At 67.2% G+C, this 21,670-nt stretch carries 20 protein-coding genes; 7 read left to right on the forward strand and 13 right to left on the reverse strand.

The features are described from left to right. Window positions 1-5: 5 nt before the first annotated feature. Genes DM194_RS23215 through DM194_RS23225 form a run of 3 tightly spaced genes read right to left on the reverse strand, consistent with a single transcriptional unit; the run spans window position 6 to window position 3,014 of the window. Window positions 6-1,400 (reverse strand): NAD(P)(+) transhydrogenase (Re/Si-specific) subunit beta, encoded by a 1,395-nt coding sequence (locus tag DM194_RS23215; RefSeq protein ID WP_111069933.1) that lies wholly within the window; start codon window positions 1,398-1,400, stop codon window positions 6-8. Between the two features lie 4 nt (window positions 1,401-1,404). Next, window positions 1,405-1,824 (reverse strand): NAD(P) transhydrogenase subunit alpha part 2, encoded by a 420-nt coding sequence (locus DM194_RS23220; protein WP_111069934.1) that lies wholly within the window; start codon window positions 1,822-1,824, stop codon window positions 1,405-1,407. A gap of 26 nt (window positions 1,825-1,850) precedes the next feature. Then, the gene (locus DM194_RS23225; protein ID WP_111069935.1) at window positions 1,851-3,014 is read right to left on the reverse strand and encodes a Re/Si-specific NAD(P)(+) transhydrogenase subunit alpha; all 1,164 of its coding nucleotides are present in this window, start codon (window positions 3,012-3,014) and stop codon (window positions 1,851-1,853) included. A gap of 387 nt (window positions 3,015-3,401) precedes the next feature. On the opposite strand from DM194_RS23225, the gene DM194_RS23230 reads away from it, so the two are divergent. Continuing rightward, window positions 3,402-3,650 (forward strand): DUF2312 domain-containing protein, encoded by a 249-nt coding sequence (locus DM194_RS23230; protein ID WP_012973951.1) that lies wholly within the window; start codon window positions 3,402-3,404, stop codon window positions 3,648-3,650. 63 nt (window positions 3,651-3,713) lie between these two features. Here the strand turns inward: DM194_RS23230 and DM194_RS23235 are convergent, their stop codons facing one another. Further along, window positions 3,714-5,261: an ABC transporter ATP-binding protein gene (locus DM194_RS23235; RefSeq protein WP_111069936.1), complete on the reverse strand. Its 1,548-nt coding sequence runs from the start codon at window positions 5,259-5,261 to the stop codon at window positions 3,714-3,716. 25 nt (window positions 5,262-5,286) lie between these two features. After that, window positions 5,287-6,273: a BMP family lipoprotein gene (locus DM194_RS23240; protein ID WP_111069937.1), complete on the reverse strand. Its 987-nt coding sequence runs from the start codon at window positions 6,271-6,273 to the stop codon at window positions 5,287-5,289. Window positions 6,274-6,531: 258 nt separating this feature from the next. Here DM194_RS23240 and DM194_RS23245 point away from each other — a divergent pair, with 258 nt between their 5' ends. After that, complete coding sequence (locus tag DM194_RS23245; RefSeq protein WP_342792461.1) at window positions 6,532-7,155, forward strand: LysE family translocator; 624 nt, start codon at window positions 6,532-6,534, stop codon at window positions 7,153-7,155. A 49-nt stretch (window positions 7,156-7,204) separates the two neighbouring features. Here DM194_RS23245 and DM194_RS23250 read toward each other — a convergent pair whose 3' ends face one another. The 4 genes from DM194_RS23250 to DM194_RS23265 form a co-directional block, all read right to left on the reverse strand. Beyond that, on the reverse strand, window positions 7,205-7,855 hold the full coding sequence (locus DM194_RS23250; RefSeq protein ID WP_246024611.1) for a DedA family protein: 651 nt from the start codon (window positions 7,853-7,855) through the stop codon (window positions 7,205-7,207). 434 nt (window positions 7,856-8,289) lie between these two features. Next, window positions 8,290-8,949, reverse strand: a complete 660-nt coding sequence (locus tag DM194_RS23255) for an HdeD family acid-resistance protein (protein ID WP_111069940.1) — start codon at window positions 8,947-8,949, stop codon at window positions 8,290-8,292. A 212-nt stretch (window positions 8,950-9,161) separates the two neighbouring features. Beyond that, the gene (locus tag DM194_RS23260) at window positions 9,162-9,848 is read right to left on the reverse strand and encodes a LolA family protein (RefSeq protein ID WP_111069941.1); all 687 of its coding nucleotides are present in this window, start codon (window positions 9,846-9,848) and stop codon (window positions 9,162-9,164) included. Between the two features lie 130 nt (window positions 9,849-9,978). Continuing rightward, window positions 9,979-11,271 carry a UbiH/UbiF/VisC/COQ6 family ubiquinone biosynthesis hydroxylase gene (locus tag DM194_RS23265; protein WP_111069942.1) on the reverse strand — a complete coding sequence of 431 codons (1,293 nt, stop codon included), beginning with the start codon at window positions 11,269-11,271 and terminating at the stop codon, window positions 9,979-9,981. 393 nt (window positions 11,272-11,664) lie between these two features. Here DM194_RS23265 and glnK point away from each other — a divergent pair, with 393 nt between their 5' ends. Then, entirely contained in the window at window positions 11,665-12,003 is a 339-nt protein-coding gene (gene glnK / locus DM194_RS23270; RefSeq protein WP_111069943.1) for a P-II family nitrogen regulator, read from the forward strand. A gap of 47 nt (window positions 12,004-12,050) precedes the next feature. On the opposite strand, the gene DM194_RS23275 is transcribed toward glnK, so the two are convergent. Next, a complete protein-coding gene (locus DM194_RS23275; protein ID WP_111069944.1) occupies window positions 12,051-12,614 on the reverse strand; it encodes a DUF2239 family protein in 564 nt (187 codons plus the stop codon). A gap of 271 nt (window positions 12,615-12,885) precedes the next feature. Between DM194_RS23275 and DM194_RS23280 the strand changes: the two genes are divergently transcribed. Together DM194_RS23280 and DM194_RS23285 are read left to right on the forward strand one after the other, a co-directional pair. After that, window positions 12,886-14,142 (forward strand): aminotransferase class I/II-fold pyridoxal phosphate-dependent enzyme, encoded by a 1,257-nt coding sequence (locus DM194_RS23280; protein WP_111069945.1) that lies wholly within the window; start codon window positions 12,886-12,888, stop codon window positions 14,140-14,142. Between the two features lie 70 nt (window positions 14,143-14,212). After that, window positions 14,213-16,837 carry a DNA translocase FtsK gene (locus DM194_RS23285; protein ID WP_111069946.1) on the forward strand — a complete coding sequence of 875 codons (2,625 nt, stop codon included), beginning with the start codon at window positions 14,213-14,215 and terminating at the stop codon, window positions 16,835-16,837. A 302-nt stretch (window positions 16,838-17,139) separates the two neighbouring features. On the opposite strand, the gene znuB is transcribed toward DM194_RS23285, so the two are convergent. Together znuB and znuC are read right to left on the reverse strand one after the other, a co-directional pair. Continuing rightward, window positions 17,140-17,925 carry a zinc ABC transporter permease subunit ZnuB gene (gene znuB / locus DM194_RS23290; RefSeq protein WP_111069947.1) on the reverse strand — a complete coding sequence of 262 codons (786 nt, stop codon included), beginning with the start codon at window positions 17,923-17,925 and terminating at the stop codon, window positions 17,140-17,142. Beyond that, window positions 17,918-18,718, reverse strand: coding sequence for a zinc ABC transporter ATP-binding protein ZnuC (znuC, locus tag DM194_RS23295; RefSeq protein WP_246024612.1), 801 nt, complete (start codon window positions 18,716-18,718; stop codon window positions 17,918-17,920). The genes znuB and znuC overlap by 8 nt, the downstream gene beginning before the upstream one ends. A gap of 89 nt (window positions 18,719-18,807) precedes the next feature. Between znuC and znuA the strand changes: the two genes are divergently transcribed. Continuing rightward, on the forward strand, window positions 18,808-19,818 hold the full coding sequence (gene znuA, locus DM194_RS23300) for a zinc ABC transporter substrate-binding protein ZnuA (RefSeq protein ID WP_111069948.1): 1,011 nt from the start codon (window positions 18,808-18,810) through the stop codon (window positions 19,816-19,818). Between the two features lie 244 nt (window positions 19,819-20,062). Here znuA and DM194_RS28325 read toward each other — a convergent pair whose 3' ends face one another. Beyond that, window positions 20,063-20,905 (reverse strand): hypothetical protein, encoded by an 843-nt coding sequence (locus DM194_RS28325; protein WP_246024624.1) that lies wholly within the window; start codon window positions 20,903-20,905, stop codon window positions 20,063-20,065. On the opposite strand from DM194_RS28325, the gene DM194_RS23310 reads away from it, so the two are divergent. After that, window positions 20,793-21,571, forward strand: a protein-coding gene (locus DM194_RS23310; RefSeq protein WP_425457329.1) for an IS5-like element ISAzba7 family transposase whose coding sequence is annotated in 2 segments (ribosomal slippage) — window positions 20,793-21,102 and window positions 21,102-21,571 — 780 coding nt in all. Because the reading frame shifts where the segments join, the coding sequence is not laid out codon by codon here. The genes DM194_RS28325 and DM194_RS23310 overlap by 113 nt on opposite strands. The last annotated feature ends 99 nt before the right edge of the window (window positions 21,572-21,670 follow it).

Here is a 21,670-nt window from a genome sequence, read left to right on the forward strand (position 1 = left end):
GCCGATCAGGCCTCCATCGCCTTCACCACCTCTTCGGTGACCTTCTTGGCGTCGCCGAACAGCATCATGGTGTTGGGACGGAAGAACAGCTCGTTCTCGACGCCGGCATAACCGGCGGCCATGCCGCGCTTGATGAAGAACACCGTCTTGGCCTTCTCCACGTCCAGGATCGGCATGCCGTAGATCGGCGACGTCGGATCGGTCTTGGCCGCCGGGTTGGTCACGTCGTTGGCGCCGATGACGAAGGCCACATCCGCCGTGCCGAAGTCGCGGTTGATGTCCTCCAGTTCGAACACCTCGTCGTAGGGGACGTTGGCCTCGGCCAGCAGCACGTTCATGTGGCCCGGCATACGGCCCGCCACCGGGTGGATGGCGTATTTCACGTCAACGCCCTCATGCTTCAGCGCGTCGGCCATTTCACGCAGAGCGTGCTGCGCCTGGGCCACCGCCATGCCGTAGCCGGGGACGATGATGACCGACTGGGCGTTCTTCATGATGTAGGCGGCATCCTCGGCCGAGCCGGCCTTGACCGAGCCCTGCGGACCCTTGGCGTCGCCGGCCGCGGCCGCGCTCTCGCCGCCGAAGCCGCCGAGGATGACGTTGAAGATCGAGCGGTTCATGCCCTTGCACATGATGTAGGACAGGATCGCGCCCGAGGAGCCCACCAGCGCGCCGGTGATGATCAGCAGGTTGTTCTGCAGGGTGAAGCCGATGCCGCAGGCCGCCCAGCCGGAATAGCTGTTCAGCATCGAGATCACCACCGGCATGTCGGCGCCGCCGATCGGCAGGATCAGCAGGAAGCCGAGCGCCAGAGCCACCAGCACGATCATCCACATCGCCGCCGACGAGTTCGACTGCACCAGCCAGATGATGAGGATGACGGTCAGCACGCCCAGCGCCGCGTTCAGCGGGTGCTGCATCGGGAAGACCAGCGGCTTGCCGGTGACGAGGCCCTGCAGCTTGGCGAAGGCGACCAGCGAGCCGGTGAAGGTGATGGCGCCGATGGCGGTGCCGAGCGCCATCTCGATCAGCGAGCCGGTGGCGATGGCGCCGGCCACGCCGATGCCGTAGGCCTCCGGCGAGTAGAAGGCGGCGAGCGCCACGAACACCGCGGCGAGGCCGACCAGCGAGTGGAAGGCGGCGACCAGCTGCGGCAGCGCCGTCATCTCGATCTTCTTGGCCACCACATAGCCGATGGCGCCGCCGATGGCGATGCCGAGCACGATCATCCAATAGGACTGGACGATGGGCGAGGCCAGCGTGGTCAGGATGGCGATGGTCATGCCGACCATGCCGTAGATGTTGCCCTGGCGCGAGGTCTCCGGGCTGGACAGCCCGCGCAGCGCCATGACGAAGCAGACGGAGGCGACCAGATAGAGAAGGGCCGACAAGGTTTCCATGGTCTTACTTGCCCTTCTTCTTGAACATGGAGAGCATGCGCTGGGTCACGAGGAAGCCGCCGAAGATGTTGACGCTTGCCAGGATGACGGCGAGGAAGCCCAGGATCTTGGAGAAGCCGAAGCCTTCAGGGCCGGCGGCGATGAGGGCGCCGACGATGATGACCGAGGACACGGCGTTGGTGACGGCCATCAGCGGCGAATGCAGGGCCGGGGTGACGCGCCAGACGACGTAGTAGCCGACGAAGCAGGCCAGCACGAGCACCGTCAGGCCGGTGATGAAGAAGTCGCCATGGCCGCCGGCGGCCGCGGCGGCGGGCTGCGCCGCGTGGGCGACCTGGGCGGCCAGCTGGTCGGCCTGCTGGCTCAGCGCCGCGAGGTTTGCCTTGAGCTCGGCAATATGGGCGGACAGTTGGGTCTGGTCCATTGCGGTAAGTCTCCTCAGGCGCCCGGTCAGCCGGCGAAGGCGGGGTGGACGACGACGCCGTCGCGGGTCAGCGCGATGGCCTTGACGATCTCGTCGTCCCAGTTGACGGCGACGCCGGTTTCCTTGCCGTGCAGCGACGTCAGCAGCGCCAGCAGGTTCTTGGCGTACAAGAGCGAGGCGCTCTCGGCGATGCGGCTGGCGTAGTTGGCATGGCCGACGATCTTCACGCCGTTGGCCGTGGTCACCACCTCGCCCAGCTTGGCGCCCTCGACGTTGCCGCCCTGCTCCACCGCCAGATCGACGATGACCGAACCCGGCTTCATCGACGCCACATGCTCCGCCGTCACCAGGATCGGCGCCTTGCGGCCGGGGATCAGCGCCGTGGTGATGACGATGTCCTGCTTCCTGATGTGCTCGGCGACCAGGGCGGCCTGCTGGCGCTTGTAGTCGTCCGACATCTCCTTGGCATAGCCGCCGGCGGTCTCCGCCTGCTTGAACTCGTCGTTCTCGACGGCGACGAAGCTGCCGCCCAGCGACTGCACCTGCTCCTTCACCGCCGGGCGCACGTCGGTGGCCGAGACGATGGCACCGAGGCGCTTGGCGGTGGCGATGGCCTGCAGGCCGGCGACGCCGACGCCCATGATGAAGGCACGCGCCGGCGGCACGGTGCCGGCGGCGGTCATCATCATCGGGAAGGCGCGGCCGTACTCGCTGGCCGCATCGACGACGGCCTTGTAGCCGGCGAGGTTGGCCTGGGAGGACAGCACGTCCATGACCTGGGCGCGGGTGATGCGCGGCATGAACTCCATGGCGAAGGCGTTCACGCCGGCATCGGCATAGGCCTTCACATGGTCGCGGCTGTTGTAGGGGTTGAGGATGGCGAACAGCAGCGCGCCCTTGCGGATCAGCGCCAGCTCGTCCTCGCCGCCCTCGCCCTTTTCAACTTCCTGGGCGATCAGCGGCCGCTGCACCTTCAGCACGATGTCGGCATCGGCCAGCGCCGAGGCCGCGTCGGCGGCGATGACGGCCCCGGCCGCCTCATAGGCCGCGTCGGGAAGGCTGGAACCGAGCCCGGCCCCGCTCTCCACCACAACGTCCAGTCCCAGACCCTTCAGTTTCTTCACCGTTTCCGGTGAGGCGGCTACGCGAAGTTCGCCCGCACGTCGCTCCTTTGGAATGGCGACTTTCATTAGATAAGACTCCCCTGCCTCAGATACGCCGATCCCGGCATCCCCCATGGGTCATCGGCCCAGACGACGGGCATACATGCCGCATCCGTGTGACTTTGTGAAGCCGGACCCATTCGATGGTAATACCAGCCTATACAGTGCATCGCAACAAAGGGAATGGCTGCGTGAGCCCATCGTACGATTGTTTCAGATATTAAGACAAACCAGCCACGGGCTGTTCAAATCCGAGCGGCGGCCCGAGGTGTACGAAGGAACCAGCGCGACGCGATGACGCAGGCGCAGGCCCGCCCCGTCCGGGCGGGGCGCATCGTCGGCTTGCCAATCCCCCCGCCCGCCGATATTGTCCCGCCCCTGTTCCAGAACACCCCCATCGTTTGAGGTTTTGCCATGTCCGACGTCGGCGGCATCGCGGCGGATCGCCTGAAATCCTTCGTCGAGCGCATCGAGCGTCTCGAAGAGGAAAAGCGCGGCCTGCAGGAAGACATCAAGGAAGTCTACGCCGAGGCGAAGGGCACCGGTTTCGACACCAAGATCATCCGGCAGATCATCCGCCTGCGGAAGATGGACAAGGCCGACCGCCAGGAGCAGGAAGCCATCCTGGAGCTCTACAAGGAAGCGCTGGGCATGGTGGAGTAACACCGGCGGTCCGGCGGCCATGGACGATGACCGCCGGCATGACCGCCTGGAGGGTGACGGCCCTCAGTTGCAGCCGGCCATCATCAGCCCCAGCGTCTTCTCGTCGGCCTCGTCCGGCAGGACCTCGCCCACGATGTGCCCGTCGAACATCACGACGATGCGGTCGGACAGGGCGCGGATCTCGTCCAGTTCCACCGACACCAGCAGGATGGCCTTGCCCTGGTCGCGCAGGGTCACCAGCCGGCGGTGGATGAACTCGATGGCGCCGATATCGACGCCGCGGGTGGGTTGCCCGACCAGCAGCAGGTCGGGGTTCCGTTCGATCTCGCGCGCCAGCACGATCTTCTGCTGGTTGCCGCCGGAGAAATTGGCCGCCGCCAGCGTGCCGTCGCGCGGCCGCGTGTCGTAATCCTCCATGTGGCGGGCGCAGTTGGCGGCGATCGCCTCGCGGTCAAGCAGCACCCGCCCGTTCCAGGCCGGATCGTCCTGGTGTCCCAGGATCGAGCATTCCTCCGCCGAAAAGCTGGTGACGAGGCCGACCCTCTGCCGGTCCTCCGGCACATGGCCGACGCCGAGCCCGCGCAGCGCATGGGCGTTGAAGCGGTCGGGATGCCCGGCCAGCTCCTCTCCCCGCAGCCGGACGGAGCCGCCGGCGATGGGCCGCATCCCGGCCAGCGTCTCCAGCAGTTCGGACTGGCCGTTGCCGGACACCCCGGCGATGCCGACGATCTCGCCCGCCCGCACCGACAGGCCGACGCCCTTCACCCGCTCCACGCCGGACGGATCGCGCACCCGCAATCCCTCGACCCGCAGAATCTCCGCGCCCGGCCGGGCCGGTGCCTTGTCGACGCGCAGCAGAACCTTGCGGCCGACCATCAGCTCGGCCAGCTGCTCCCGGCTGGTGTCGCGGGTGGCGACGTTGGCGACCACCTGCCCGCGCCGCATCACCGTGACATTGTCGGTCAGCTCCATGATCTCGCGGAGCTTGTGGGTGATGATGATGACCGTCTTGCCCTGCTGGCGCAGCGCCCGCAGGATGCGGAACAGATGGTCGGCCTCCTGCGGGGTCAGCACGCCGGTGGGCTCGTCCAGGATCAGGATGTCGGCGCCGCGATAGAGCGCCTTCAGGATCTCCACCCGCTGCTGGGCGCCGACCGGCAGGTCGCCGACCGGGCTGTCGAGATCGACCTCCAGCCCATAGTCGCGGGCCAGACGGGTCAGCTCGGCCCGGGCGCGGGCGAGGCCGCCAGCCAGGGTCATCCCGCCTTCCGCCCCCAGCAGGACATTCTCCAGCACGCTGAAGGGATCGACCAGCATGAAGTGCTGGTGGACCATGCCGATGCCGGCGGCCAGCGCGTCGCGCGGCGTGCGGATGGCGACTGGCCGGCCGTTCACCCGGATTTCCCCGCCGTCGGCGCGCAGATAGCCGTAGACGATGCTCATGATCGTCGACTTTCCGGCGCCGTTCTCGCCGATCACCCCGTGGATCGTTCCGGCCGGCACCGACAGCGACACGTCGCGGTTGGCATGGTTGGTGCCGAACCACTTGTTGATCGCCACCGTTTCCAGGGCGGTCGCGGAACGGACGGGCTGCGGGCTTTCCTGCATCATCGGCGGTACCGGTTCCAGGATCGTATCAGGGCTTGTAGGGCTTGACCGTCAGCGAACCGTCGATGATCTGCTTCTCGGCCTCGTCCAGCCTGGCTTCCATCTCCGGCGTGACCAGATTGCGGTTATGCTCGTCCAGGGCATAGGCGACGCCGTCCTCCTTCAGGCCGACGACGCGGTGTCCGGGCTTCCAGTTGCCCTCCTTCGCCGCCTTCAGACAGTCGTAGACGACGACGTCGACCCGCTTGACCATGGAGGTCAGCACCTTGCCGGGATGGACGTGGTTCTGGTTGCTGTCGACGCCGATGACGAGCTTGCCGGCATCGGCCGCCGCCTGCATGACCCCCAGCCCGGTGGCGCCCGCCGCGGCGAAGACCACGTCGGCGCCGCGCGCGAACTGGCTCCTGGCCAGCTCGGCCCCGCGGCCGGGATCGTTCCAGGCGGCCGGCGTGGTGCCGGTCATGTTGACGAACACCTCGGCGTCGGGCCTCACATGCTTCACGCCCTGTTCGTAGCCGGTCAGGAAGTTGCGGATCAGCGGGATGTCCATGCCGCCGATGAAGCCGACCTTGCCGGTCTTCGACGCCAGCGCCGCCGCCATGCCGGCCAGGAAGGAACCCTCCTCCTCCTTGAAGGTGACGGATTGGACGTTGGGAGCATCCAGAACGTCGTCGATCAGGCAGAACTTGGTGTTGGGCGACTCCTTCGCCACCTTCCCCACCGCCGCGCTCTGCGAGAAGCCGACGGCGACGATCACGCTGGCGCCGCGGCGGACCAGCGTGCGCAGGGCCTGCTCGCGCTGACCCTCGTTCGTGACCTCGAATTCGCGATAGGGGGTGCCGGTCTCCTTCTTGAAGCGTTCGGCACCGTTGTAGGCGGCCTCGTTGAAGGACTTGTCGAACTTGCCGCCCTGGTCGAACACCACGGCCGGCGAAAAGTCCTGCGCCAGCGCCTGGGGGCCCGCCGCGGTGATCGCCGACATCGCCAGCATGGCGGCAAGAATACGCGTCTTCATGTCCCACCCACTCCGGAAAGCCGAAACTTGACGCAAAGGATAGCCGCGCCATCATTCCGCACAACAGCGAAAGCGGACGATACGCTGCAGCGATTCGGAGCGCCTCCGGTTGACGACAGCAACGGGGGCGTTTATCACCCCCGCCGATAGTCGTGGCGACGAACCGGTCCCATTTTCACGGCGGCAAGCCGGCCATGGGGACGACTGCTGGAACTGTCGACGAAAATTTGGGGGCGACGCTCGGTGGAAGAAATCTGGGTGCTTTTGCAGGGAATCGTTCTCGGATTCGCCATCGCCGCACCCGTCGGGCCGATCGGTCTGCTGTGCATCCGCCGGACCCTGCATCACGGCCCCCTGATGGGCTTCTTCACCGGATTTGGCGCTGCGATCGCCGACACCTTCTATGGAGCCATCGCCGCCTTTGGCGTGTCGACGGCGCTCAGCTTCCTGCGCGGGCATGAGACGGCCTTTCAGCTGGTCGGCGGCATCTTCCTGCTGGTCGTGGCGGTCCGCACCTACCGCCAGCACCCCAGCACGCAGGAACAGGAGGCCGCCCCCGACACCAAATCCTGGTTCACCGGCTTCATGACCGGCCTGTCGCTGACCTTGACCAACCCGGCGACCATCATGGCCTTCATCGCCATCTTCGCCGGATTCGGGCTGGGCGGCACGCTGGACCGGCTGGAGGCCTCGACGCTGGTGCTGGGCGTCTTCCTCGGATCGTCGCTGTGGTGGCTGACCCTGTCGATGGGCGTCGCCGCCGTGCGCCACCGCATCTCCGACCGCGCGCTGGCGATGCTGAACCACTGCACCGGCCTGGCGCTCGGCGCCTTCGGCCTGTGGGCGCTGGGCATGGCCGCCACCGGCATCGCCGGGGCCTGAGGCCTCCGCGGCAGCCCACCCTCAGCAGCCCGCCTTCAACAGCCCGCCTTCAACAGCCCGGTTGCGGCGTGACGGTGGGGGTCTTGTCGCCGCCCGCCCCCTTGCGCAGCAGATGCAGGTGCCCGGCCAGCCGCCACAGATAGAGCCCGACCAGCACCACCAGCAGCCCGACGGTGAAATAGCCGACCAGCCGGTGCGCGAAAGGCCAGGTGGACAGCATGTAGCCGGTCCAGGCCAGCAGCGCCGTCCACAGGATCGACCCGACCCCCGAGGCCAGCGCATAGTTCAGGATCGGCATCTTGCACGCGCCCGCCGGGATCGAGATCAGGGTGCGCACCCCCGGCACCGGCTGCGAGAACAGCACGGCGATGCCGCCGCGCTTGGCGAACCAGTCGGTGCTCCGCCGCACCTTCTTCGGATTGATGGTCAGCCAGGGACCGTATTTCTTCAGGAAGGCTTCCAGCCGGTCGCGCCCCATCAGCCGGCTGGGCAGGAACCACACCAGCTGCCCGGCCAGCGAACCGAGCCCGCCGGCGATGGCGATCCCGACCAGCGTGAACTCGCCGGTCGCCGCGCCGATCCCGGCCAGCGGGATCACCGACTCGGCCGGCAGCGGCGGGAAAATCCGCGCGAGCGCCACCAGCAGGAAGATCCCGACATAGTGGAGGTGGTGCATGGTCTGCACCAGCCAGTCCGTCAATCCGCCTTCCATTCCGTTCCGTCCTTCCCAACGGCCGATATGACCCGCATTTGGAAAACGGCCATCGGCGGCGGGCGGTTCCCGCCCCATTCGGCAGAGGAGGGCCGGCAAAGGAGGGCCGGCAGAGGTGAACCGGGTCTTCGGGGCACCGGCGGCCGAACCCGGAAGGGCGGAGGCGCCGGGGCGTTGGATTGAACGTGCCCGCACATCCCCAAGCACCCCGCCCTTCCGGGTGGGTCGACCAGCCATCCTTCGGCACCGGAGGGGAGGCCCGCCAGGACAAGACCCAGGAATGGGATTCCTGTCTGGAACGATTCAAAGAATGCTCATAACCTTCTGTTCCGTCCAATAGATTTTTCGAAACGGAGTGATAGGAGCAGTCGATCGGCCGCCGGCGCCGCGCGGATTCAAGGCCGCCGACTCAGACGATCGCCTCAGACGGCCGTCGTCATCCCGGCGCCGGAGCCGCCGCTTTCCTGATGGCGGCGGCGCAGCCGGAGGGCGGTCACCAGCGCCAGCACCCCGAAGGCGATCAGATAGGCCGCCGTCCCCCAGGCGAGCGCCAGCAGGCCCAGATCCGGCAGCACCCACATGCTCAAGCCGAACAGGATCGACAGCACGCCGGCCACGCCCCAGGCCCATTTGCCGTGGGTGCGCTCCATGCTCCAGGCAGCCATCACCTCGGCGAATCCGGTGATGACCGACCAGGCGGCGACGAGGAAGACCAGGGCGAACATGGTGGCGACCGGCCACAGCACGGCGAGGATGCCGACGATCAGGCTGACGACGCCTTCCAGGATGAAGGGCAGCGCGCGTTCATTCTTGCGGGAGGCACGGATGCCGGACACGATGGCGAAAATGCCGTCCACCAGCAGATAGGCGGCGAAGACCAGCGCCAGGGTCGCCACCGTCACGCCCGGCAGCAACAGCGCCAGGACTCCCAGAATGATCGCCACCACCCCGCGCAGGGCCAGCGCCCACCAGTTGCGCGCCAGCAGCATGTTCATGCCGTACAGGCGGTTGCCAGGTTCGAAGTTGGCCGGTTTGACGTTTGCGGGCTCGACCGTCGCCCGCCGTTCCTGATCGTAGGACATGAAACGCCTCCCGTTGCCCGTCTCGCGACATGACAACAGGAGGCGGATTGTTTGATCGCCCCCATCCATACGGACGATACCGAACCGACAGAGCGCGGGCGTTTCAAGCGGAAGCGCCTGAAGCGTGCATCGCACGGCAAACCGATGGTCCGGCGTCAGTCCGATGCGTCAATGGGCAGCCGCCGGACGCTGAAGCGGATTGCCAATTCGCTTTAGTTGCCGCGGCCGTAGTCCGATCCGCGCGTCGGCTCCTTGAAATAGAACATCTCGCGGTCGAAGGTGACGTCGGTGCGCGGGTTCAGCAGGGCGACCTCGGTGGTCATGCCCTGGGCGTCCAGCACGCGCCACTTGCGCAGTTGGAAGGGCCGGTCCTCGAACACCAGGGTCAGGGTGCCCTTGCCGGGATCCTTGGTCTCCAGCAGGCTGACCTCGATCACGCCGGGGGCCTGGAACACGTCGGTGACGGTCACGTCGCCGGACAGGCGGATGTTCTTGCGCAGGATGAAGTCGGCCAGCGTCGATCCGATCGGGGCGCTCGACTGCTGGCGCATCTCGCCGTCCCAATAGAAGACGAAGCTGCCGTCGGCGACGATGAAGTCCTTCAGCGGCGGGTCATACTCCAGCCGCATCCGGCCGGGCCGCCACAGATTGAAGGTGCCTGTCGCCTGCCGCCCGTTGGGCGCCACCTGCAGGAACTTCGACTGCAGGGTGCCGATGCCGTTCAGGTACTCCTCGACCCTGGCGACGACGGCCTGGTCCTGCGCCGACAGCGACACCGGCGTGGCCGGCGCGGCGGCGGCGGGCGGAGCGAGCATGGCCGGCAGCGGCGCCAGGAGGGCGGCGGACAGCAGGGCGCCAGGAAACAGAGAGCGGAAGAGGCGGCGAAGCACGGTCTTCATCCTTGGTCGTAGGGGCCCGTCTTGCTTGGCTGGGCAGTGTGGCTGACAACGTGTGGCGGACATAAGGCGTCCGCCCTCCGCTGCCAAGGATTACCGGTGCCGGCAAAATGGCTGCTTCAAAGTGGATGCCTCAAAGCGGCTGGCCCCGGATCATCCGCGGCAGGTCGCCGACCACGCCCATGGCGTGCTTCATGAAGAAGCGCTTGACCGGCGGCAGGCGGTTGATCGCCGCCATGCCCAGGTTGCGCGCCAGCTTCAGCGGCGGGATGCTGTTGGAGAACAGGTGGACCAGCCCGTCGCACACCGCCGCCAGCAGCACGGTGTCGAAACGGCGCCAGCGCTGGAAGCGGGCAAGCACCTCCGGCCCGCCGACGTCGAGGCCGAGGCGATAGGCGTCGACCACCACCTCGGCCAATGCCGCGACGTCGCGCATGCCCAGGTTCAGCCCCTGCCCGGCGATGGGATGGATGGCATGCGCCGCCTCCCCCACCAGGGCCAGCCGGTCGGCGACGAAACGGTCGGCCAGCAGCACCGACAGCGGCCAGGCCTCGCGCTTGGTCAGCAGCGTGATCTCGCCCAGATAGCCGCCGGAGCGCCGCTGCAGCTCGTCGATGAACTGGTCGTCGGGCAGGTTGAGATAGGTGTCGACCAGCGACGTCTTCTCGCTCCACACGATGGAACAGCGGTTGTCGGTCATCGGCAGGACGGCGAAGGGGCCGTTGGGCAGGAAATGCTCGACCGCGATGCCCTTGTTCGGGTCGGTATGGCGGATGGTGCAGATGATGGCGCTCTGGTCGTAGGACCAGCGCCGCACCTTGATCCCGGCGCTCTCGCGCGCCAGCGACCGCCGCCCGTCGGCGCCGACCAGCAGCCGGCCGCGCACCCTGCGCCCGTCGGCGAGCGTGACCGACACGCCGGACCGCGTGCGCTCCACCGCCGTCGCCTTGGCCGGCGCCAGATGGACCAGCCCCGGCAGTTCGGCGGCGCGGGTGAACAGGGCGCGGCGGATGTCCTTGTTGTCCAGGATCCAGCCGAAGGGCTGGTGCTTGCCCTCCATCGCCAGTTCGGTGTGGTCGTAATGGATGAACAGGGGCGAGAACTGGTCGGCGATGCGGATGTCCAGCATCGGGCCGGCCTGATCGGCCATGTGGCGCCAGACGCCCGCCGCCTCCAGCACCATCTTGGAGGCGTAGGAGATGGCGGTGGTGCGGATGTCGAAGCCCTGGCCGCCCATCCGTTCCGGGCTGTCCTGGTCGATGCAGACCACCGGCACGCCGGCGCTGGCCAGCGCCGCCGCCATGGTCAGCCCGGCCAGACCGCCGCCCAGCACCACGACTTCGGTGGTGATGTCGCCGCCGACGCCGCCGACGCCTCCCTGGGGGGGGACGGTCGCGTTGCCCGATTCGGTGCCCGGTACGGCCATGATGCTCGCTGCCCTCTCGCCTTCTTGCGTCTGCGCCGCGGTCGACCGGCCGGACATGAGCCTTGCCGGCGCCGCGCGCGGTGAAACAATTGTCGCACGGGGGCGTCCTGTCCAGTCTCCTGTCCCCAGCCGGCGGCCGCCGTGCATCGGACAGATTGCCGCTGGGCAGTTTTTGAGCAGATGCCGCCCTTTTGAGCGCCCAATCAACAGGCATATTCCCATTGTTGCAGCGCCTTTCAACCGGCACGATTCTTGTAATCGTTGCTTTTTGCGGTCGACGCGAACAGGCTTGGGTCATATCAGCGGACGGAACGGCTGTCTGGCCGGACTGGAACCGCAACTGGCGGCAAGGCCTTTATCCGCGGCCGGAACAACGCTTTAAGGGGAAGCCACATGAAACTGGTTATGGCCATCATCAAGCCGTTCAAGCTCGACGAAGTGCGCGAGGCGCTGACGTCGCTCGGGATTCAAGGCCTGACCGTCAGCGAGGTCAAGGGCTTCGGCCGCCAGAAGGGCCAGACGGAAATCTACCGCGGCGCCGAATATTCCGTGAGCTTCCTGCCCAAGGTGAAGGTCGAGGTCGCGGTTGCCGACGACCAGTACGAGCAGGTGGTCGAGGCGATCCAGAAGGCCGCCAACACCGGCCGCATCGGCGACGGCAAGATCTTCGTGCTGGAGATCGCCCAGGCCGTGCGCATCCGCACCGGCGAGACCAACTCCGAGGCGCTGTAAGCGCTGCCGGCCATGGCGGGCGCGCGTCTGCGCGCCTGTCCGCTTCCTCAGCCGGAAAACGCATCCGCCGCCAGCCTGCGCACATAGTCCAGCTGGTCGGCCGGCCAATCCGCCGTGACTGCGTCGAATCGCGTGCGGTCAGCGGCATAGAGCGCCCGAACCGCCTCCTCATAGCCCGGCCGGTCGCCGGCCAGTTCCAACATGACGCGATAGGCGGCATCCTGCGCACGGCGCACCCGGTCCTTCGCCTCGTTCCCCTTGCGCGCCCCGTCCACCAGCTTGCGCAGCGCCACCGACGCCCCGCCCGGCTGGGCGTTCAGCCATTCCCAATGACGCGGAAGCAGCGTCACCTCGCGCGCCACCACCCCCAGCCTCGGCCGGCCCGGCCCCCGCGGCGGGGGAGCGAGACGCCACGCGACCTCCTCATCGCTTCCCCGCAGATCGAGGTCGACCGCCTTTCCGGTGGCATCGTCGAACACCAGCACCGGCGGTCCATCCGGCTCCGCATCCAGTGCCGCCCGCAAGGCCCGTGCGACGCTCAGCGCATCCCCAGCGGCAAGGCGCCGCTCGCCACGGAAGGCGGTGCAGAGGGTCTCGACGGTGACGGCCATGGACGGAACTCCGGCTGTGAGAGCGCCATTTTACCCGGATGGAATCCGGGGACGATATCATCCGGGTATAACATGGGGAAGGACGGAGACCTGCCCTGGTACTTACGCTGGCCCTTGCCCGGGTGTGACCGTTCGGCCACCTGCTCCGCTCAAGGGTTTTGCGCGCTTGTGCCCCTACTCCGGCGCCGATAGGATCGGCCGGACATGGACGTGGCCGCCTCCCCAAGGCCGGGGTACGGCGCCCAGGGTTGGGAAGAGGGTTCCGGTCGTCATGGTCTCTGCCGATTTCAGCGTCAACAGCGGTGCAGTCTTCACCGAGGCGATCGGCAACGACCGGCTCGACCTGCTGACCGACTATCCCTTCACCCGGCTGGCCAACCTGCTGGCGCCGATCACCCCGCGTGCCAACGTCGCCCCCATCCTGCTGACCGTGGGCGAGCCGCAGCACACCCCGCCCGCCATCATCGAGGAGACGCTGCGCGCCAACAGCGCCGGCTGGAACAAGTATCCGCCGGTCGGCGGCACGCCGGAATTCCGCGCCGCGGCCGGCGACTGGCTGACCCGCCGCTACGATCTGCCGGCCGGGCTGCTGCATGCCGACAGCTCGATCCTGCCGCTGTCCGGCACGCGCGAGGCGCTGTTCATGCTGGCCCTGCTGGCGGTGCCGACGCGCAAGGCCGGGCGCCAGCCCGCGGTCCTGATGCCCAACCCCTTCTATGCCCCCTACGAGGGAGCGGCGGTGATGGCGGGGGCGGAGCCGGTGTTCCTGTCGGCCACGCGCGAGACCGGCTTCCTGCCCGACCTGGACGCGCTGACCCCGGAACTCCTGGAGCGCACGGCCCTCTTCTATCTCTGCACCCCCGCGAACCCGCAGGGCGCCGCCGCCACGCCGGCCTATCTGGCCAAGGCCATCGGGCTGGCGCGGCAATACGGCTTCGTGCTGGCGGTCGACGAATGCTATGCCGAGATCTGGCTGGACGCCCCGCCGGCCGGCGCGCTGCAGGTCGCGACCGCCCTGCCGCACGAGGATGGCAAGCCCTGGGCCAACCTGCTGGTTTTCCATTCCCTGTCCAAGCGCTCCAGCGCGGCGGGCCTGCGCTCCGGCTTCGTCGCCGGCGATCCGGCGCTGATCGGGCGCTTCTCCCGCCTGCGCAGCTACGGCTGTGCCGGCATGCCGCTGCCGGTCCTGGCCGCCAGCACCGCGCTGTGGCGCGACGAGGCGCATGTCGAGGAGAACCGCGCCGCCTACCGCGCCAAATTCGCGGCGGCGGAGGCGGAGCTGGGCGGGCGCTACGGCTATTGCCGGCCGGCCGGCGGCTTCTTCCTGTGGCTGGAGGTCGGCAACGGCGAAGAGGCCGCGAAGCGCCTGTGGGCGGAGGGCGCGGTCCGCGTGCTGCCCGGCGCCTACCTGTCGCGCAGCAACCCCGGCGAGCCGAACCCCGGCGATGCCTATATCCGCGTCGCCCTGGTGCAGGACACCGACACCGTCGCCCAGGCCTGTGCGTCCATCGTCCGCATTCTCGGCTGACCGATTCCGGCCAGCCCCCGCTCCGACCAGCACCTAATCTTCGGTTTCTACAGCACGAGGTTTCCGCCCCATGGCCCGACCCGCCGGCCCCACCTCCGCGCGCCCCCGGCCCAGCCTGGGACGGACCGCCCCCAGCCCGCGCAAGGGGTCGCCACGCGATAGCGCCAAGGAGCTGGGAGCCAAGGATCCGGGGAAGGACCGCCTGCGCGCCGGCCGCAGCCGGCAGGAGAAGCCGCCCTTCTTCTCCCCGGCGATGCGCGCCTTCGTCGTCGCCCGCGCGCGCGAGGCGATGGGCTTCGTGCTGGGCCTGTTCGGCCTGCTGCTGATGGTGGTGCTGGGCAGCTACGACCCGCGCGACGCCTCGCTCAACTCGGTTCCCGCCACGGCGGGGGACACCCACAACCTGTTCGGCCCCCCCGGCGCCTATGTCGCCGACCTTCTGATCCAGTCGCTGGGCTGGGCCGCCTTCGTCATCGCGCTGGTGCCGATGTTCTGGGGCTGGCGGCTGGGCGCCCAGCGCAAGCTGGGGAACCCGCTGTTCCGCACCGTACTGGCGCTGTGGGGGGTGATCCTGGTGTCGATGGCGCTGGCCGGCCTGACCCACGCCTCCACCGATCCGCTCGCCCCGCTGCCGGGCGGCAGCATCGGCCAGATCCTGCTGCGCGGCGTCGGCAACCTGTTCGGTGCGGAGCCGATGGTGGCGACCGTCGCCGCGGTCGGCGGCGGGCTGGTGCTGTTCCTGGCGGCCGGCCTGACCATCGGTGAATGGATCGCCAGCTTCCGCGCGCTGGGCCGCGGCACCGTGAACGGCGTCCATCTGATCCGCCATGGCGCCCGGAGCGGCGTCGATGCCCTGCGCCGCCATGGCCGCAACGCGGCGCAGGCGGCGGTACAGACCGCCTCCATCGCCGTGGACGACGCGCTTCGCAGCGACGGGCGCGGCGAGGGGCGCGGCGACAGGTCTCCCAAGCGCGGCGGCCCCAGCTTCGACGATGCCGTGCGCGTCGATCCGCTTCCCCCCGCCGGCCTGGACGCCGGCCCGGTGCCGCCGTCCGCCGCAGAGAAGCCGCTGCGCCCGGTCCCCATCGTCGCTCCGCCCAAATCCGCCGCGTCGGAGCGTGACGCCGCCAAGGCCGACCCGCGCCAGACCCGCCTGCCGCTGGGCGAGGAGGATGGTCCGCCGGGCTACGAGCTGCCGCCGCTCGACCTGCTGCAGGCGCCGCCCGCCGGCATCCGCGGCGAGCAGCTCGACGAGGCCGCCCTGCAGCGCAATGCCGGCCAACTGGAGGGCGTGCTGGGCGATTTCGGCGTGCGCGGCGAGATCCAGAAGGTCCATCCCGGCCCGGTCGTCACCCTGTACGAGCTGGAGCCGGCCCCCGGCACCAAGTCTTCCCGCGTCATCGGCCTTGCCGACGACATCGCCCGCTCGATGAGCGCCGTGTCGGTCCGCGTCGCCGTGGTGCCCGGCCGCAACGTCATCGGCGTCGAACTGCCGAACGCCAAGCGCGAGACCGTGCTGCTGCGCGAGCTGATGGCGGCGGAGGGCTTCGACAAGCATGGCGGCAAGCTGGCGCTGGCGCTGGGCAAGGACATCGGCGGACAGCCGGTGGTCGCCGACCTCGCCCGCTTCCCCCACCTTCTGGTCGCCGGCACCACCGGCTCGGGCAAGTCGGTGGCGATCAACACCATGATCCTGTCGCTGCTCTACCGGCTGCCGCCGGAGCGCTGCCGCTTCATCATGATCGACCCCAAGATGCTGGAGCTGTCGGTCTATGAGGGCATCCCCCACCTGCTGACCCCCGTCGTCACCGACCCCAAGAAGGCGGTGGTCGCGCTGAAATGGACGGTGCGGGAGATGGAGGACCGCTACCGCAACATGTCCAAGCTCGGCGTCCGCAACATCGAGGGCTACAACGCCCGCCTGCGCGAGGCGCGCGAGGGCGGCGAGTCGCTGACCCGGCGCGTCCAGACCGGCTTCGATCCCGACACCGGCAAGCCGCTGTTCGAGGAACAGCCGCTCGACCTCACCGAACTGCCGTACATCGTGGTCATCGTCGACGAGATGGCCGACCTGATGCTGGTCGCCGGCAAGGACATCGAGGCGGCGATCCAGCGTCTGGCCCAGATGGCGCGCGCCGCCGGCATCCACCTGATCATGGCGACGCAACGCCCGTCGGTGGACGTCATCACCGGCACCATCAAGGCCAACTTCCCGACCCGCATCAGCTTCCAGGTCACCAGCAAGATCGACAGCCGCACCATCCTGGGCGAACAGGGCGCCGAACAGCTGCTGGGCCAGGGCGACATGCTCTACATGGCCGGCGGCGGCCGCATCACCCGCGTCCACGGCCCCTTCGTCTCCGACCACGAGGTCGAGCAGATCGTCAGGTTCCTCAAGGCGCAGGGCGAGCCCAACTATGTCGACGCCATCCTGGAGGACGAGGAGGGCGAAGCGTCCTTCGACGACGGCGGCCTGCCCGGCACCGGCGGCGGGTCCGGCGACGACCTCTACGACAAGGCGGTGGCGGTGGTCTGCCGCGAGCGCAAGGCCTCGACCAGCTTCATCCAGCGCCAGCTGCGCATCGGCTACAACTCCGCCGCCCGCCTGATCGAGCGGATGGAAACCGAAGGGGTGGTCAGCAAGCCCAACCACTCCGGCAAGCGCGAAGTCCTGGCGCGCAACATCGACGAATGAGTGTTTTCCGGCTGCCCGTTGACAGCGGGCGGGTGCGGCACCAATATCGGGGGTAGGCGAGCCGGGGACTGCATTTCCCCGGCCCGCCCGCCCGATCTTAGTGCATCAGAAGGTCAAGCAGCCGCTTGACGATCTCCAGCACCAGGATCAGGAGAGTGAGGAAGCGTTCCATCCTCAAACCCTCCGTTCGTGCGGCGGCGATGGCGGCCCATCCGCCATCGCGTCCGCCCGCGGACTATGGCGCAGGCGGTTGCATCCGCAAACGGGAAATCCATAAGGCCGTTTTCTTTTCCTGATTGCGATCAACGCCGCAGCGGCACCAGCGATCCCAGCAGGAACAGCGCGGCGGCGGCCACCACCACGCTCGGCCCCCCCGGCAGATCCCAGTTCAGCGACGCAAGCAGTCCGGCGGCCACCGCCACGACGCCCAGGACCGAGGCCAGCGCCGCCATGCCCTCCGGCGTGCGGGCGAAACGGCGGGCGGCGGCGGCCGGGATGATCAGCAGCGAGGTGATCAGCAGGATACCGACGATCTTCATGGCGATGGCGATCACCAGCGCGATCAGCAGCATGAAGGCCAGCCGCAGGGCGTCGACCGGCATGCCCTCCACCCGCGCCAGATCCTCGTCCACAGTCACCGCCAGCAGCCGGTGCCACAGCAGCGCCAGCCCGGTCAGCGCCACCGCGCCGCCACCGTATATCGCCATCAGGTCGCCGTCGGTCACCGACAGGATGTCGCCGAACAGATAGGCCATCAGGTCGACGCGCAGCGTCTCCAGGAAGGCCAGGGCCACCAGCCCCAGCGACAGCGATCCATGCGACAGGATGCCCAGCAGCGTGTCCGCCGCCAGGGTGCGCCGCCGCTGCAAGGCCACCAGCGCCAGCGCCAGCGCCACACAGACCGCCATCACGCCCACCATCGGGTTGACGCCCAGCAGGAAGCCCAGCGTCACGCCCAGCAAGGCCGAATGGGCCAGCGTGTCGCCGAAATAGGCCATGCGCCGCCACACCACGAAAGACCCCAGCGGCCCGGCCAGCAGGGCGATGCCGCCGCCGGCGATCAGCGCGCGGATCACGAAGTCATCCATGGCAGCAGCCCCCGTCATGGTCGGGCACGACCTTGCCGTCCTCGGCATGGGCGTGGTCGTGGTGATGGACGTAGACGGCGAGGTCGGCGGCATGGCCGCCGAACAGCGCATGATATTCCGGGTGGCGGCTGACGTCCTCCGGCCGGCCGGAACAGCAGACATGGCCGTTCAGGCACACCACCCGGTCGGTGCGCGCCATCACCGTGTGCAGGTCGTGGCTGACCAGCAGCACGCCGCAGCCGCGCCGCTGCCGCACCTGGGCGATGCGGTTGAACAGCTCCGCCTGCCCATGGACGTCCACCGCCTGGTCCGGTTCGTCGAGGACCAGCAGGTCGGGGTCGCCCAGCAGGGCGCGGGCCAGCAGCACCCGCTGCATCTCGCCGCCGGAGATGGTCTGCACCGCCGAGTCGGCCAGCCGTGTCACCCCGGCCTCCTCCAGCGCCGCCTCCACCCGTTCGGCGGTCACCGGCCGCCACAGCGCCAGGAACCGGCGCACGGTCAGCGGAAGCGTCTGGTCCACCGACAGCTTCTGCGGCATGTAGCCGACGCGCAGGTTCGGGCGCCGCAGCACCCGCCCGCCGTCGGGCGCCACCAGCCCCAGCACGGCGCGCACCAGCGTCGTCTTTCCGGCACCGTTCGGGCCGATCAGCGTCACCACCTCCCCCGGCTGGACGGCGACGTTGACGCGGTCCAGCACGGTGCGGCGGCCGAATCGGACGGTCAGATCCTCGGTCCAGGCGAGCGGGCCGGCGAAGAGCGCGGAGGTATCGCGGCTTGGATGGGGTGTTGACATGTTACGTTATAACGTGACACCAAACTGGATGTGGCATCCCTATGCGCTGAAACCAGCAGCCTGTCCAGCAAGTCGAGAGGATCCCTCCCATGCGCCGATCCGCGCTGTCCGCCATCCTGACCGCAGCCTTCGCCGCAGTCCTTGCTGCAGTGCTTGCAGCGGCCGCTGCCTTGCCGGCCCATGCAGAGGCGCCGGCCCATGCACAGGCACCGAAGGTGGTGGTGTCGATCAAACCGATCCACTCCCTGGTCGCGTCGGTCATGCATGGGGTGGGCGAGCCGACGCTGCTGGTGCGCGGCGGCGCATCGCCGCACAGCTACACGATGAAGCCGTCGGACGCGAAGGCGCTGGCGGCCGCCGATCTGGTGGTCTGGGTGGGGCCGGAACTGGAGAGCTTCCTGGAAAAGCCGCTGAGGGCCAACGCGCCCAGGGCGACGCTGCTGACGCTGATGGATCTGAAGGGCCTGACCCTGCTGGAAACCCGCGAGGGCGGCGCCTGGGATGCGCATGACCATGGCAAAAAGCGGGGCCATGGCCATCAAGATCACGACCATAAAGACCACGACCACGCCGATGAACATGGGGAACTGAACACCCACATCTGGCTCGACCCCGCCAACGCCCGCGCCATCGTCGAGGCGGCGGCGGAGGCGCTGGCCGCCGGGGATCCGGCCAATGCGGAGGCCTACCGCAAGAACGCCGACCGCAAGCTGCAGGAACTCGACGCGCTGGATGCCGAATTGAAGGCTGCTCTGGCTCCGGTGAAGGACAAGCCCTTCGTCGTCTTCCACGACGCCTACCAGTATTTCGAGGCGCGCTACGGCCTGTCGGCGGTGGGTTCCATCACCGTCAGCCCGGACCGTCGCCCCTCCGCCAAGCGGCTGTCGGCGATCCGCGCCAAGATCGGCGGGCTGGGAGCCGCCTGCGTCTTCGCCGAACCGCAGTTCGAACCGACGCTGGTCCGGACGGTGGTGGAGGGCACCAAGGCCAGGACCGGCGTGCTCGACCCCGAGGGCTCCGAACTGCCGGAGGGTGAGGCGCTCTACCCCACCCTGATGCGCAACCTCGCCGCGTCGCTGCGCGGCTGCCTTGGCGCATAGAACGCGACTGACAACATGGAGCATAAAGCCTGATGCGTCAGGCTTTATGCCCAAGGACGATACTCAATTCAAATCAGACACAACCTAAGTGGCAGATTCCATTACCTACCACACATATAGGGTGCGGACAGCTTCGCTATATTGTAGGAAACAAGGTAATCCCTCGCGCCATCGCACAACATTTTTGTTGCATAAGAATCTCCTGCGGATAGGCAAATTTTATCAAAGCTGTCATTCGATTTCTTCACAATTTTTTGAATTCATTTTTGTCTATCTTCTTTTCTATTTCTTCATACATTTTCTTTATGGGCTTTATATTGTCCCCGAACATAGAGTCAATTATTTGCTTTCCGGCGGACTGGATGGCAGATTGCATAAAGTCAAAATAAAATGCACCAACCACCAACTCATCAACATCCCTGTCATTGTGGATCTCAATAAGATGGGTATGCGACCCCAGGCTGCCGGACGGATAGGATATCTCGGCAAATCCATTGCTATAATTCTTGAATACTTTATTGAACCCCTCTTTCGTCATTGTCTTCCTATCGCTCAAAAGATATTTTTCTCCCTCTTGGATCTCGAAAGAAAACATACCGTTCTTACTGCACGAATAAACGAAGAAGCTAGCTTTTGATGTCTCTGAAAGATTGAGAAAAACTGTTGCTCCGCGAATTTTCATCATGTATGGCTCGATATTTTCAAAACTAACAACCAGACCCCCATTTGTACCTCTAGGCAATTTTCTTCTAGAAAATAATACTGGGTACTCATTATAAGTACTTATTTCATCTCCGATATGAAGTTCTCCTCCTTTCAAAATGTAATTTCCGTTCTTATCAATTTTATCTACGGCGTACGGCAATAGGTCATAGGCTGATGCAGCTTGCGTGTTCGCGATCATTAAGAGTGCGTAACAAAACCGGCCAGGAACGGTTGGTAGGGGCATGGCAGCCCCTCTTGTTTCCGACGCCTTGTGGGCGATCATCGAACCGCTGATCCCGCCGGAGCCGCCCAAGCCAAAAGGCGGACGGCCCCGGTTGGACGATCGTGCGGCGCTGACCGGCATCCTATTCGTGCTGCGCACGGGTATTCCTTGGGAGCTTCTGCCGGTGGAGATGGGCTGCGGCTCGGGGATGACCTGCTGGCGGCGTCTGCACGAGTGGCATCGGGCTGGCGTGTGGGAACGGCTGCATCGTGTGCTGCTCGACCGGCTCGGCTATGCCAACGCCATCAACTGGGATCGTGCAGCGGTGGACAGCGCCAGCGTCCCGGCAAAAAGGGGGGTGAGGAGACCGGCCCGAACCCGACGGATCGCGGCAAGCCGGGCTCCAAGCGCCACATCCTCGTCGATGCTAACGGCATCCCGCTCGCCCTGAGGATCTCGCCAGCCAACCGGCACGACAGCAAGCTGCTGGAGGCGCTGGTCGATGCCGTGCCGGCGATCCGCCAGTGTGCGGGCCGGCCCCGGCGCCGCCCGGCCAAGCTGCACGCCGACAAGGGCTACGACTTTGCACACTGCCGGCAGGCGCTGCGCCAACGAGCGATCATTCCGCGGATCGCCCGGCGTGGCGTCGAGAGCAGCGAGCGTCTTGGCCGACACCGATGGGTGGTCGAGCGTACGCTCGCTTGGTTTGCCCGCTTCCGCCGCATCGCCGTCCGCTACGAACGGCGCGCCGACATCTTCACTGCCTTTCACCATATCGCGGCCAGCCTCATCTGCTGGCGCTTCGTCCAGAGATGGTTCTGTTAGGCGCTCTAAGGCAACTGTGGCGAGAAAGCCTAAGGCAGCAACAAAGAGATTTTCACGCTTCATGGCGGTTTCTACTCCATCTTAATAGATATTCAATTA

Source organism: Azospirillum ramasamyi (assembly GCF_003233655.1).
Lineage (GTDB): Bacteria > Pseudomonadota > Alphaproteobacteria > Azospirillales > Azospirillaceae > Azospirillum > Azospirillum ramasamyi.

Excerpts from the sequence above, each read along its gene's own strand:
- DM194_RS23215 (WP_111069933.1), bottom strand. The coding sequence starts at position 1,400 with ATGGAAACCTTGTCGGCCCTTCTCTATCTGGTCGCCTCCGTCTGCTTC.
- DM194_RS23220 (WP_111069934.1), bottom strand. The coding sequence starts at position 1,824 with ATGGACCAGACCCAACTGTCCGCCCATATTGCCGAGCTCAAGGCAAAC.
- DM194_RS23225 (WP_111069935.1), bottom strand. The coding sequence starts at position 3,014 with ATGAAAGTCGCCATTCCAAAGGAGCGACGTGCGGGCGAACTTCGCGTA.
- DM194_RS23230 (WP_012973951.1), top strand. The coding sequence starts at position 3,402 with ATGTCCGACGTCGGCGGCATCGCGGCGGATCGCCTGAAATCCTTCGTC.
- DM194_RS23235 (WP_111069936.1), bottom strand. The coding sequence starts at position 5,261 with ATGATGCAGGAAAGCCCGCAGCCCGTCCGTTCCGCGACCGCCCTGGAA.
- DM194_RS23240 (WP_111069937.1), bottom strand. The coding sequence starts at position 6,273 with ATGAAGACGCGTATTCTTGCCGCCATGCTGGCGATGTCGGCGATCACC.
- DM194_RS23255 (WP_111069940.1), bottom strand. The coding sequence starts at position 8,949 with ATGTCCTACGATCAGGAACGGCGGGCGACGGTCGAGCCCGCAAACGTC.
- DM194_RS23260 (WP_111069941.1), bottom strand. The coding sequence starts at position 9,848 with ATGAAGACCGTGCTTCGCCGCCTCTTCCGCTCTCTGTTTCCTGGCGCC.
- DM194_RS23265 (WP_111069942.1), bottom strand. The coding sequence starts at position 11,271 with ATGGCCGTACCGGGCACCGAATCGGGCAACGCGACCGTCCCCCCCCAG.
- glnK (WP_111069943.1), top strand. The coding sequence starts at position 11,665 with ATGAAACTGGTTATGGCCATCATCAAGCCGTTCAAGCTCGACGAAGTG.
- DM194_RS23275 (WP_111069944.1), bottom strand. The coding sequence starts at position 12,614 with ATGGCCGTCACCGTCGAGACCCTCTGCACCGCCTTCCGTGGCGAGCGG.
- DM194_RS23280 (WP_111069945.1), top strand. The coding sequence starts at position 12,886 with ATGGTCTCTGCCGATTTCAGCGTCAACAGCGGTGCAGTCTTCACCGAG.
- DM194_RS23285 (WP_111069946.1), top strand. The coding sequence starts at position 14,213 with ATGGCCCGACCCGCCGGCCCCACCTCCGCGCGCCCCCGGCCCAGCCTG.
- znuB (WP_111069947.1), bottom strand. The coding sequence starts at position 17,925 with ATGGATGACTTCGTGATCCGCGCGCTGATCGCCGGCGGCGGCATCGCC.
- znuC (WP_246024612.1), bottom strand. The coding sequence starts at position 18,718 with ATGTCAACACCCCATCCAAGCCGCGATACCTCCGCGCTCTTCGCCGGC.
- znuA (WP_111069948.1), top strand. The coding sequence starts at position 18,808 with ATGCGCCGATCCGCGCTGTCCGCCATCCTGACCGCAGCCTTCGCCGCA.